Genomic DNA, 13,536 nt, shown 5'->3' on the forward strand with positions numbered 1-13,536 from the left:
TTTATGCCTCAGCACGATTTTTTAATCGCCGCTATTTTCTGTTTTATCCTGCCAGTTTTTCCTTGCCTCGGTTTCCGAAAGGCAAAGCTTACTTTCTTCATAGCTTTTCATGTGTGTTCTCCCCTCAGGGCAGAAACACAGTCCTTTCCGTTGGTCATTATTCCGGAATATTCTTTGAAAGACATTCGGCGCCGATGAAGTAATCCGATACCCCGTTGTGATTTTCACATCTCCTCCGTTATATACGACGCATCTATATTCCTTCAAAAACATCGGATAATAATTAAAACGCACTGTCATGTATGACGCGAGTCCCATGACAAAAAGACCGATTAAAAAATAATCTGCAGAACTTCTTCGTTTCGCACGCTCTACATTATCTTTCCAAAAATACGCGCGATTAATCCACAATGTGATTGCTGGCGGTATAACAAAAAGGAAAAGAAAAAATGTAACCTTATCTGCGATACCTTGTTCCAAGAAACAGAGATACATCACAAAAGCAAAGAAAACTGCAACAAAAAATAACCCTAGCATAGCGAGAAAACGCGGTAGGTAAGGCCTCTCTAACTTCTCTATTTCCAGTTTAAACAGCCCCAAAAGAGACATAATCAATAATATGAATGGTAAAAACACCAAACCGAGTGGAAAGAAAGACTTCACGACCTTTTTAAAAATGAATGTATCAAATTTATAAAATATATCATGATGAACGTATAAACCGTAACATGCAGCCAATCCCGCAATCAAAGAAAGGCTGAAAAACAACTTATGATTTTTTGTTCGTTGCTTTGATATACGTATCGAAAACCATGACAAAAATGCTGGCAAACCAACCATTAACAAAAATTCATACCGCATCACGTGCCGCAAAAGAAATAGAGAAGGCTCGTGAAATAAAATAGCTCCCCAGATAAGAATAACCGTCATAACTCCGGCGATAGTAATGTAAAATCTTTTTAGTGTATGTGTTTCCATTTCTTTTTGGTCACGCAAGACAGTCAACAAACGAACCCCAAGATAGGTTGCACCTGCCGAAGCAAACATGAATATATACGCCATGTGAAACAGGATGGATGAATATATAATTACCAACGCGGCAATGACATAGAGATCGACCAATGATCTCCACGCCCATTCTGTTCGTTTTCGTTTTTGAAAAAACGCATAAGCGCAATACAGCGCCGCGCCCACCGGCACGGCAACCAGAACCACAAATGCTGCGATTTGCGTGAATATCACCCTCTGTTCTCCTCGTCTTTTTATTATATCATAATCTTACATGCGATGTGTTTGCTGCGGTTTAATTTTCTGGCCTCGCCGCCGCAGCAATGGTAATTTATCTGCATTATGGCTTCAGACAACACGCAAAAAAAATGGCAGTTCTGGATCGACCGCGGCGGCACCTTTACCGATATTGTCGCCCGTGACCCTGACGGCAATTTCGTCACCCATAAGCTGCTCTCGGAGAATCCCGAACACTATAAAGATGCCGCCGTGGCGGGTATCCGCGCCTTAACAGGGCTGGCGGAAACAGATGACGTGCCGCCCGCGCTGGTCGAACATGTCAAAATGGGCACAACGGTCGGCACCAATGCGCTGCTGGAACATAAAGGCGCGAAAACCGTGCTGGTCACCACCAAAGGCTTTAAAGACCAGCTGCGCATCGGCTATCAGGCGCGCCCCGATATTTTCGCACGTCATATCATTCTTCCCGAAATGCTCTATGGCGATGTCATCGAAGCGGCAGAGCGTTTCGGCGCAGACGGCGCAGAAATCTTGCCGCTGGATGAAAGCGCTTTGCAGAAAGATTTACAAACAGCCTTCAATCAAGGCTATCGCAGTTGCGCCATTGTTTTCATGCATGGCTACCGCTATACCGCCCATGAAGAACAGGCCGCAAAAATCGCGCAGGAGATCGGCTTCACGCAAATTTCCGCCAGCCATACCGTTGCGCCGCTGATCAAAATGGTCAGCCGCGGTGATACCACCGTGGTCGATGCCTATCTCTCCCCCGTGCTGCGCCATTATGTCGATCAGGTTGCGGGGGCTTTGCCCTCCATTCCGCTAATGTTCATGCGCTCGTCAGGAGGCTTAACCGATGCACATCTTTTTGCAGGCAAGGATTGCATCGTCTCCGGCCCCGCAGGCGGCATTGTCGGCGCGGCGGAAACGGCAAAGGCGGCGGGTTTTGACCGCATTATCGGTTTCGATATGGGCGGTACCTCCACCGATGTCGCGCATTACGCAGGCGAATATGAGCGCCGCTTTGACACCGTCATCGCAGGGGCAAGAATCCGCGCCCCGATGATGGATATCCACACCGTAGCCGCAGGCGGCGGTTCAATCTGTTTCTTTGACGGCATGCGCATGCGCGTCGGCCCTGACAGCGCAGGCGCAAATCCCGGCCCTGCCGGATACCGCAAAGGCGGGCCGCTGACGGTGACCGATTGCAATATCATGCTGGGCAAGCTGCGCCCTGAATTCTTCCCGCATATTTTCGGCCCCGACGCCAACCGGCCGCTGGATAAAGACACCGTCGCGCAAAAATTCGCGGAACTCTCCGCGCAGGTTTTTGAAGCCACAGGGGAACGCCGCACGCAGGAGGAACTCGCCGAAGGTTTCCTGACCGTTGCCGTTTTAAGCATGGCGGATGCGATCAAGAAAATCTCCGTCCGCCGCGGCTATAACGTCACGGAATATACGCTGGCCTGTTTCGGCGGTGCGGGCGGGCAACATGCCTGCCTTGTCGCCGATATGCTGGGCATGAAAAAGATTTACCTGCATCCTTTCGCAGGTGTTTTGTCAGCCTATGGTATGGGGCTTGCCGCCACCACAGCCATGCGCGAGAAAAGCGTCGAGCAGAAACTGGATAAAAACACCCTGCCCGCCATCGCAGAAATTCTGGACGCACTCATCACCGAAACCACGGCGGAAATGACGCATCAAAATTTCGCCGCCGCTGACCTGACCCATCACCGCCGGTTGCATATCCGCTATGACGGCACCGACAAGGCGCAGACCGTTCCCTTCGGCACCTATGACGAGATTATCAAAGCTTTCGAGGCGCAATATCTGCAACATTACGGTTTCCTGATGCCCGAAGCCGCGCTGGTGATCGAGGCCGGTGCTGTGGAAAGCATTGCCCGCGCCTATCAACAGCAGGGCGATGCGGAATTCTTTCCCGCCGAAAAAACCGACAAACCGCTGAATACGGTACAGGTCTATATGGCAGGCGCGCGCCGTGACACCCCTGTCTATAGCCGTGACACATTGCCGGCAGATCATGTCATTGACGGCCCTGCCATCATCCGCGAGGCCACAGGCACAACCGTCGTCGAACCCGATTGGCAAGCCGCGCAGGATAAAAGCGGCAATCTGGTACTGACCCGCAAAGCCGCCGCCGCCGCCGCGCAGGAAAAAATCGCCACCGATAAAGCCGACCCTGTGATTTTAGAGGTCTTCAATAATCTGTTCATGTCAATCGCCGAACAGATGGGCGCGGTTTTGGAGAACACCGCCTATTCCGTCAATATCAAGGAACGGCTTGATTTCTCCTGCGCCGTTTTTGACAAGGAAGGCGGTTTAATCGCCAATGCGCCGCATATGCCCGTGCATCTCGGCTCGATGGGCGAAAGCGTCCGCACCATCATCAATAACCGTACAGGTCAGATGAAGCCGGGTGACGCCTATATGCTGAATGATCCCTATCACGGCGGCACGCATCTGCCCGATATCACCATCATCACCCCTGTTTTCGGCACGGAAGACACGACCGCACCGCTCTTCTATGTTGCCTCACGCGGCCACCATGCCGATATCGGCGGCATTACCCCCGGCTCCATGCCCGCCTATAGCACCCATATTGATGAGGAAGGCATTTTGCTGAATGATGTCGAAATCGTGCATGAAGGCCGCTTCCGCGAAGCCGAGATTCGCGATATCTTAAGCAGCGGCAAATATCCCGCCCGCAATATCGACCAGAATATCAAAGACCTCCGCGCACAAATCGCCGCCAATGCCCGCGGCGCGCAGGAACTGCTACGCATGGTCGAGACTTACTCGCTGGATGTCGTCAATGCCTATATGCAGCATATTCAGGATAATGCGGAGGAACATGTCCGCCGCGCCATCACCGTTTTGAAAGACGGCAGCTTTATTCAAAAAATGGATAACGGCGCGGAAATCCACGTCAATATAACCATTAATCAGGAAACACGCAGCGCCAAGGTTGATTTCACCGGAACTTCCGCCCAGCTGACGGACAGCAATTTCAACGCGCCGCTTTCCGTCTGCCGCGCCGCCGTGCTGTATGTGTTCCGCACATTGGTCGATGATGCCATCCCGATGAATGAAGGCTGTCTGAAACCTGTGGAGCTGATCGTGCCGGATGCCTCGATGCTGAACCCGCAGCCGCCTGCCGCCGTCGTCGCGGGCAATGTCGAAACCTCGCAATGCGTCACCAATGCGCTCTATGGCGCGCTTGGCGTGATGGCCGCCGCGCAGGGGACGATGAATAATTTCACCTTCGGCAATAAAAAATACCAATATTACGAAACCATCGCGGGCGGCAGCGGCGCAGGGCCTGATTTTGACGGCACATCCGCCGTACAGACCCATATGACCAATTCACGCCTGACCGACCCCGAAATTCTGGAATTCCGCTACCCCGTGCGGCTGGAGGAATTTTCCATCCGCCAAAACTCGGGCGGCGGCGGCAAACACAAAGGCGGCAACGGCGTCATCCGCCGCTTGCGTTTTCTGGAGAACATGACCGCCTCACTTCTGGCCAATCACCACGAAATCCCGCCTTTCGGCGTCAATGGCGGCGGCGAAGGACAAACAGGCATCTGCCGCGTAGAGCATAGCGACGGCACAATCGAAATGCTCTCCGCCACAGGCCAAGCCAAGCTGGAAGCCGGAGACATCATCCATATCGAAACCCCCGGCGGCGGCGGTTACGGCAAAAATTAGACATTAGTGACAGTGAACAATGCCCGTCTTGTGATCCATATGGCAGCATTGTCCGGGCGGAGAGCTTTTACGGCAACCGCCGCCATGCGCAACACTATCGGATTGCATGACTTTTTGCTGGGCTGACGGCGCGGCGCTTCCGTACCCTGCGCCAAAAACCATCGCGGTGACCAAGAAAACAACTGATAAAAACTTTTTCATTTTAAAATCCTTCTTCAAAAATATGTTAGGGACGCATCCCGCCGTTCTTCGGATTACGGCGTTGCTGCACCTGCGGTTTTTGCCCGCGACCGGCTTCAAACTCTTCCAGTCTTTTCGCGATCTCTTCATGCCCGTTCTGGCGGGCGATGGTGATCGGTGAATATTTCGTATCGGTATAGGTTGCGGCAAGGCTGATATTCTCAACCTTTAACAATTCCTCCACCACATCGCTATGGCCGAAACCCGCCGCATTCATCAGCGCGGTACCGCCCCAGCGCCCAAGCCTGTTCGCGTCACAGCGCGGATCAGCCAGCAGGATTTTCACCGTGCCCAGATGCCCGCCGCGCGCCGCCGTCATCAGCGCTGTCGTGCCGCCTGCATTCAGCGTATCAACATCGGTTTCAGGGAGGGAGAGCAGATATTTCACAACATCCTCGCGCCCTTTGGCGGCGGCCGCCATCAGCGGCGTCATTTTCAGCATGCCGCGCTCATTCACATCCTTGCCTGCCGCAATGGCGCGTTTGACACCGTCAAGATTGCCCTCTTCCGCAAGGTCACACAGTTTCGAAGATCCAAAAAGATTGAACATGCTCTCTCCATCAATTTTATAAAAGGAGAGGTAAATTACAGAGAATAAGGAAATATGTCAAGTTGACGTTTATTTGCGCAAACCGCTTTTGGCCTGCTGTTTCGGTGCCGATGCCGTTTGTTTCGGCGGTTCACTGCCGGGAACGGTTTTTAAGGGGGTTTTGCTCCAATACTGGCCTTCAATCGCCCGCGGCTTACCGTCAGGTAAATCCGTGCCGTGATGCGTCACGGCCTTCGCCAGATCTTTCGCATCCATCACCGTGCCGTGCAAATCATGTTTATCTTCCAGAAAGACGGATTTGCCCTTGGTGGAAAAGAAATTCCCCATACTGTCGTCAAAGGTAAAAGACCAATGTGACATATCAAGGTCTTTGACCGCTGCAATCATCACGCCTTTACCCGCCGCACCGTCTTCAATCGCCTGTTTGACCACTGCGGGGTCGTTGGTGACACGGAAAAAAGTCGGATTTTCCCTCTCGGGTTTAACGCCGTCCGGCGCATTATCGCGCAGCCAGCTATCGGTCTGCTGACGGTCGGCATGATACAGTTGCTGGTCACGATTGCCGTTTGCATCGGCTTCGCCAATACCGCGATGCGGGTGGATTTTCTCCATCAAGGCCACAGCCTCGTCTTTCGGCAAATCCATCACTGAAGACAGCGGGTCGATTTCAGGATCATAGCCGCGGATCACGTAAAAGCCGTCCAGCGCATCCGGCTGCTGCCCGAACTTACTGCCCACCGCACCGTCTTTTTCCTGTGATTGCGAGAATTTTGTCGTCATTCCCATTTCCGACCTGTTGATAAAACTTTACCAATTCTAGCAAAAAATGGTTAAAAAAGCCTGTTATCAAGGCTTTTGCCCGCCGCCGTCTTTGGGATCGCGGCGGGTATATTGGCGGATATTCTGCTGGTTCTGTTTTTGCGCCGTATCGCGGTTCTGGCGGCGTTGCGCACCAAAATCCTTGGACAATTTACGGCGGTGTTTCGGATATTCGCGCAGCAGCGTAATCATCTCGGGCGGGGCATTACGCTTTTTCGCAAATTCGATCAGGGTTTCGCCGGGGATTTTCTGCGTTTTTTCATCTGCGCCGCGTTCCAGCAGCAATTTCACCAATGAGGTCGAGCGGCTTTGTACCGCGCCCGCCAGCGGTGTTGACCCGTCATAGGCACGGCTGTTCACATCCGCGCCGTAATCCAGCAGCTTGCGCGCCAAATCGCCGCGCCCGTTTTCACAGGCCAGCATCAGCGGCGTCATGCCTTTGCCGTCCGGCACATCGCAAGAGGCCCCGTAATGCAGCAGCAAATCAATCGCGGCATCCTGTTTGGGTGTGGAACTGTTATAACCGCCGCGTGCCGCACGAACGGCTTTCAGCAAAGCGGTTTCACCGTCATCACTGCAAATATCGGGATCCGCGCCTTTATCCAGCAAAGCCCGCACAATCGGCAAGTGACCGCCCGCCGCCGCCTTATGCAGCGCCGTCAGACCTTTATCGCGGCATTGGCTGTCAATATCCGCGCCGGATTTGATCAAAGCGACCGCAGCATCGTAAAAGCCTTGCAATGATGCACCGGCATGGGCGCTGTATTGCGGAATGGCCAGATCAAGCACCGACTGCCCTTTTCCGTTCACGGCTTTCGTATCCGCACCATGAGACAGAAGCAGCTCCGTCATGTCTTTATTGCCGTTCCTTGCCGCGACATGCAAGACGCTATTGTGGATATTGTTTTCCGGCTTTGTCGAAGCGCCCTGCTGTAAAAGATATTCCGCCGCCTTTTTACGGTCGCCCGCCACGGCATAATGCAGCGCGGTATTACCCGTGCCGTCCGTCCCGTCAATGCGCGGCTTACTCTTGCCCTCGCACAGGATTTTCAGCATTTCGACATCATTACGCTGCGCCGCCGCATGCAGGGGCGTTGCGCCGCTTGTGCTTTGCGCATCAGGCTTTGCACCTTTTGCCAACAGCATTTCGGCAATCTCTTTCCGCCCCGCCAGCGCCGCATAAAATAAAGGCGTGCCGCCTGCCTCGGAGGAAATAAACTGCTCATAACCCTGCGTTTGCGCACGGTAAGGCCCGCGCCCATCATCACCGCGGCGTTTTTTCGCCACATCCGCGCCTTTGCCCAACAGGAACTTCACAGCAACCGCATCGCCTTTGACAACGGCGCTGTGCAGCAATGTTTCACCATTCGGGGCGTAATCATTCAAAATCGCGGGTTTTTCATCCAGTACGGTCTGCAAAGCGGCATGATCGCCGCGCAATAAGGCATCCTGGGCTTTCTTGACGGGATTTTCGACAGATGCAGGCAGCAGCGGCGCGCCGCCGCCGGTAATTTCATCGGCGACGTTTTTAAAGCCTTTTTTCAGCTTATCGAGAAATGTCTTACGCTGCGGCGGATTATTCCTGCGTGGGGGCATATCGCCTCTTTTTCTTCCCATGTTCTAAAATCAATAAGCCATTGTAATAATCACGCCTCCTAAGTCAAGGCGCAAGCCGCATAAGAAAGACCCGCCTCCTTTTGGGGGAGACGGGTCTTCCAGAGTCTTGGTCTTAAAAGACGGGCGGTTTAACCGGCCACCATCTTCGCGACGATGGCGACCAGAAGAATGGCCACGATATTCGCGATTTTGATCAGCGGGTTCACTGCCGGACCGGCCGTATCTTTGTACGGATCGCCGACGGTGTCACCTGTCACAGCCGCTTTATGGGCTTCGGAGCCCTTGCCGCCATGATTGCCGTCTTCAATGTATTTTTTGGCGTTATCCCATGCGCCGCCACCGGCGGTCATGGAAATCGCGATAAAGATACCGGTTACAATCGTACCCAGCAGCATCGCGCCCAGTGCCTGGAAGCCTGATGTCATGGAACCGTCAATGCCCCAGACAACGAGGAACAGGATAACCGGTGCCAGAATCGGCAGCAGGGAGGGAACGATCATTTCCTTGATCGCCGCACGTGTCAGCATATCAACGGCACGACCGTATTCCGGTTTGGTTTTACCGGTCAGGATGCCTTTGATTTCCTTGAACTGGCGACGGACTTCGATCACGATCGAGCTTGCCGCACGTCCGACAGCCGTCATACACATTGCCGCGAACAGATAGGGCAGCATGCCGCCGATGAACAGACCGATGATAACAAAGGGCTCTTCAAGCGGGAATGTGACCGTGATGTCCGGGAAATAGTGACGCAGTTCTTCGGTATAAGCCGCAAACAGAACCAGCGCAGCCAGACCGGCGGAGCCGATGGCGTAACCTTTTGTCACAGCTTTGGTTGTGTTACCGACAGCATCCAGCGCATCCGTTACCGTACGCACTTTTTTCGGCAGATCGGACATTTCGGCAATACCGCCGGCATTATCCGTCACCGGGCCGTAAGCATCCAGCGCCACAACCATACCGGCCAGTGCCAGCATTGTCGTTGCCGCAAGGGAGATACCGTAAAGACCGGCTGCGTCATAAGCAACGAAGATACCGCCGCAAATCACGATCACCGGAAGTGCCGTGGATTCCAGCGAAATCGCCAGACCCTGAATAACGTTCGTGCCGTGTCCGGTTTCCGAAGCTTTCGCAATCACGCGCACCGGACGGTATTCCGTCGAGGTGTAATATTCGGTAATCCAGATCAGCAGACCCGTTACGGCCAGACCTGTCACAACGCAATAGTAAAGCTGCGTTCCGGTAACAACACCGCCTGACAGCAATTCCATTTCACCGTTCATGCCGATATTTTTCTTGATGATCCAGTAGATCAGACCGGCAGAAGCGATGGCACTGACAACAAAGCCTTTATACAGGGCACCCATGATATTCTCGGTTTCGCCGAGTTTCACGAAGAAGGTTCCCAGTACCGAACCGGCAATACAAAGTGCGCAGATCAGCAGCGGCAGATTCATCGCCATATCCAGCGATGCGGCTGCAAATGTGCTGGTTGCAATCAGCATTGTCGCAACGATTGTCACGGCATAGGTTTCAAAAAGGTCAGCCGCCATACCCGCACAGTCACCGACATTGTCGCCGACATTATCAGCAATACAGGCAGGGTTACGCGGATCATCTTCGGCCAGATCGCCTTCAACCTTACCGACCAGATCGGCACCGACATCCGCACCTTTGGTGAAGATACCGCCGCCAAGACGGGCAAAGATCGAAATCAGCGATGCACCAAAGCCGAGGGCAACAAGTGCTTCCAGCGTGTGACGCGTTTCAAAACCGTAATATTTCAGCGCGATGTAGTAACCGGCAACGCCCAGCAGACCGAGACCGACAACCAGCAGACCCGTAATCGCACCGGATTTGAACGCAATGTCCAGTGCCGGAGCAAGGCCTTTTTGTGCCGCATCAGCCGTACGTACGTTGGCACGTACTGAAACATGCATGCCGATATATCCGGCAGCGCCTGACAATACCGCGCCGATCACGAATCCGATGGCGACCTGCAGACCCAGCAAAATGCCGAGGCCGATGGCCACAATGATTCCGACAATGGCGATTGTCGTATATTGGCGGTTCAGATAGGCACTTGCGCCTTCCTGAATAGCGCCCGCGATTTCACGCATCCGCGCGTTACCGGCACTGGCGTTCATCACCTTGAAGCCGGCCATAAGGCCGTACAGCAAGGCCAGCACACCTGCACCGAGAATGATAACATCCGTTTGTGTCATAACCTGTTCCTTTTGTTTTGGTTTCTAGTGTTTTCGTTTTACAAACTTCAAAACTTTTAAAATTCCCACCGGCTGCCCGCAAAAATGCGGATATGCCGATGTTGTAAAGAGGAAAAAACCCCTTTGAATGCGCAAGCAAGATGCATGATAATTATCTGGAATGCAAGAAATTTATTCCGATCTGCGGAAAAGCGGATAAAAGCTGAGAAGCATTGAGCCTTCCTGCAAAACATGCTAGAAAGAAGGGCTTTATATAGCTTTACAGGTAAGAATCCCAACAAAGGAAGGCGCTCCGCGCGTTTAAAATATGACGACTGAAACAGACATCCCGCATACCGGCAGCAATATCGCCACCATTGCCATTGAAGATGAAATGCAGCGCTCCTATCTCGATTACGCGATGAGCGTGATCGTCAGCCGCGCCCTTCCCGATGTGCGCGACGGCTTAAAACCCGTACACCGCCGCATTCTTTACGCGATGAAAGACGGCGGATATGACAGTAGCAAACCCTATAAAAAATCCGCCCGTATCGTCGGTGACGTCATGGGTAAATACCACCCGCATGGCGACAGCGCCATTTATGATTCTATGGTGCGGATGGCGCAGGATTTCTCCTTGCGTCTGCCGCTGATTGACGGACAGGGCAACTTCGGTTCCATGGATGGCGATTCGGCCGCCGCCATGCGTTATACAGAGGCACGCCTGCAAAAAGTTGCGGAAACCCTGCTGGATGATATTGATAAAGACACGGTCGATTTTTCGCCGAACTATGATGAATCCGTGCTGGAGCCGGTTGTTCTGCCCGCACGTTTTCCGAATCTGCTGATTAACGGCACCGGCGGTATTGCCGTCGGTATGGCCACCAATATCCCGCCGCATAATCTGGGCGAAGTGATCGAAGGCTGCCTGCAGCTGATTGAAAACCCCGATCTGACGATCGAGGAACTGACCGAGATCATCCCCGGCCCCGATTTCCCGACCGGCGGCGAGATTCTGGGTAAAAACGGTATCCGCAGCGCCTATAATACGGGCCGCGGCTCTGTCGTCATCCGCGCAAAAACCAGTGTTGAAGATATGCGCGGCGACCGTCAGGCGATTATCGTGCATGAAATTCCCTATCAGGTGAATAAATCCCGTCTGGTTGAACGGATCGGCGAAGTAGCGCGCGAGAAAATCGTCGAAGGCATCACCGCCCTGCGCGATGAAAGTGACCGCGACGGCGTCCGTATCGTGATCGAAATCAAAAAAGACGCGATTGCCGATATTGTTTTAAACCAGCTTTATAAATTCACGCCGCTGCAAACCAGCTTTGGCTGCAATATGCTGTCGCTGCATCACGGCCGCCCGCAGATGATGAATCTGAAGGAAATGCTGGTTGCCTTCATCGAATTCCGCGAAGTGGTTATCACCCGCCGCACCGCCTATGAATTGCGCAAGGCGCGTGAGCGCGCGCATTTATTGGCAGGTCTGGCCGTTGCCGTCGCCAATATTGATGATGTCATTGCGATTATCCGCAACGCGCCCGATCCGGGCACAGCCCGTGAACAGCTGCGCGCCAAACCTTGGCCTGCCCATGATATCGCCCCCTTGATTGAACTGATTGCCGATCCTCAACACATGTTAGAGGATGACGGCACCTATCAGCTCTCCGAAGAACAGGCCAAAGCCATTCTTGATCTGCGTCTGCACCGTTTAACGGGGCTTGAGCGCGGCAAAATCGGTGACGAGCTGAAAGAGATTACCGATAAAATCCGCGAATATCTGTATATTCTGGGTGACCGCAACAAATTGCTGGATGTCATGCGCGGCGAGCTGTTTGAGATCAAAGATCTCTACGCCAATCCGCGCCGCACCGCATTGATGGAAGCCGAATTTGAAGTCGATATCGAAGATCTGATCCAGCGCGAGGAGATGGTTGTCACCGTCAGCCATGCCGGATACGTCAAACGTGTCCCGCTTTCCGCCTATCGTGCGCAGCGCCGCGGCGGCAAAGGCCGTACCGGCATGAATACGAAGGATGAGGATTTCGTCACACAGCTTTTCGTTTCCTCCACCCATACGCCGATGCTGATTTTCACCTCGCGCGGCATTGTCTACCGCATGAAAGTCTATCAATTCCCCGTCGGCACACCGCAATCGCGCGGCAAGGCCTTCGTCAATCTGCTGCCGCTGGAAAAAGGCGAGAATATCTCCGTCGTCATGCCGCTGCCCGAAGATGAAGAAGCCTGGGAAGCGCTGGATGTGGTCTTTGCGACCTCGCACGGTTCCATCCGCCGCAACACGATGGCCGCTTTCCGCAATATCCGCAAAAACGGCTTGATTGCGATGAAACTGGATGAAGAGGCCGGCGAAAAACTGATTGATGTCCGCACCTGTACCGAAAGCGATGATATCATGCTCGCCACCCGCAAGGGGAAAGCCATCCGCTTCCCGCTGACGGAAATCCGCATCTTTAAAAGCCGCGCCTCCACAGGTGTCCGCGGCATCAAACTGGCAAAAGGCGATGAAGTCGTCTCCATCTCCGTTCTGCATGGCAGCGATGCCGATATTGAAGAGCGTAACGCTTATCTGAAGGCCGCCTCCGCGCTGCGCGGTGCCGATGATGTCGATCTGGAAGGCGATGTCGGCGGCGATCTCAGCCCCGAACGCTTTGCCGCCTTGGCGGAAAAAGAAGACTTCATCCTCAGCGTCACCACCAAAGGTTACGGCAAACGCACATCATCCTACGAATACCGTACATCGAAACGCGGCGGTCAGGGCGTCTGGAATATGAAGCTGGGCAAAAAGAACGGTACCGAGGTCATCCGCTCCTTCTGCGTTGAAGACGGCGACCAGATTATGATGGTCACCGATGGCGGCCAGATTATCCGTATGCCGATCACGGGCATCCGCTTTGCCGGACGCCAGACGCAAGGCGTCACACTCTTCCGCGTTGCGGAGGATGAGGAAGTCGTCTCCGTCGCCGTTGTCCGCGATGACAGCGAGGATGAGGACACGGAAGAAAACCTCGCCGCCGAAACTGACGAAACCGCAGATGATGCGGCGGAAACAGTTGCGGAAGAGAGTGATACAGATGCGGGCGAAACGACAGAAAGCGAAGAAGAATAAAT

At 53.6% G+C, this 13,536-nt stretch carries 8 protein-coding genes; 2 read left to right on the forward strand and 6 right to left on the reverse strand.

What is annotated here, in order from left to right; all coding sequences use genetic code 11:
• Positions 1–21 precede the first annotated feature (21 nt).
• Positions 22–1,242, reverse strand: coding sequence for a hypothetical protein (locus HND56_10510; GenBank protein QKK06092.1), 1,221 nt, complete (start codon positions 1,240–1,242; stop codon positions 22–24).
• Between the two features lie 108 nt (positions 1,243–1,350).
• Between HND56_10510 and HND56_10515 the strand changes: the two genes are divergently transcribed.
• A complete protein-coding gene (locus tag HND56_10515) occupies positions 1,351–4,974 on the forward strand; it encodes a 5-oxoprolinase (protein ID QKK06093.1) in 3,624 nt (1,207 codons plus the stop codon).
• Between the two features lie 3 nt (positions 4,975–4,977).
• Here the strand turns inward: HND56_10515 and HND56_10520 are convergent, their stop codons facing one another.
• From HND56_10520 to HND56_10540, 5 genes are all read right to left on the reverse strand, one after another.
• The gene (locus HND56_10520) at positions 4,978–5,175 is read right to left on the reverse strand and encodes a hypothetical protein (GenBank protein ID QKK04156.1); all 198 of its coding nucleotides are present in this window, start codon (positions 5,173–5,175) and stop codon (positions 4,978–4,980) included.
• A gap of 25 nt (positions 5,176–5,200) precedes the next feature.
• The gene (locus HND56_10525) at positions 5,201–5,764 is read right to left on the reverse strand and encodes an ankyrin repeat domain-containing protein (GenBank protein ID QKK06094.1); all 564 of its coding nucleotides are present in this window, start codon (positions 5,762–5,764) and stop codon (positions 5,201–5,203) included.
• Between the two features lie 69 nt (positions 5,765–5,833).
• Entirely contained in the window at positions 5,834–6,544 is a 711-nt protein-coding gene (locus HND56_10530; protein ID QKK06095.1) for a hypothetical protein, read from the reverse strand.
• 66 nt (positions 6,545–6,610) lie between these two features.
• Positions 6,611–8,179 carry an ankyrin repeat domain-containing protein gene (locus HND56_10535; protein QKK06096.1) on the reverse strand — a complete coding sequence of 523 codons (1,569 nt, stop codon included), beginning with the start codon at positions 8,177–8,179 and terminating at the stop codon, positions 6,611–6,613.
• Positions 8,180–8,328: 149 nt separating this feature from the next.
• Positions 8,329–10,425, reverse strand: a complete 2,097-nt coding sequence (locus tag HND56_10540) for a sodium-translocating pyrophosphatase (GenBank protein ID QKK06097.1) — start codon at positions 10,423–10,425, stop codon at positions 8,329–8,331.
• Positions 10,426–10,732: 307 nt separating this feature from the next.
• Here HND56_10540 and gyrA point away from each other — a divergent pair, with 307 nt between their 5' ends.
• Positions 10,733–13,534 (forward strand): DNA gyrase subunit A, encoded by a 2,802-nt coding sequence (gyrA, locus tag HND56_10545; protein ID QKK06098.1) that lies wholly within the window; start codon positions 10,733–10,735, stop codon positions 13,532–13,534.
• Positions 13,535–13,536 lie beyond the last annotated feature (2 nt).

Source organism: Pseudomonadota bacterium (genome assembly GCA_013285465.1).
Classification (GTDB): Bacteria; Pseudomonadota; Alphaproteobacteria; order Micavibrionales; family CSBR16-224; genus CSBR16-224.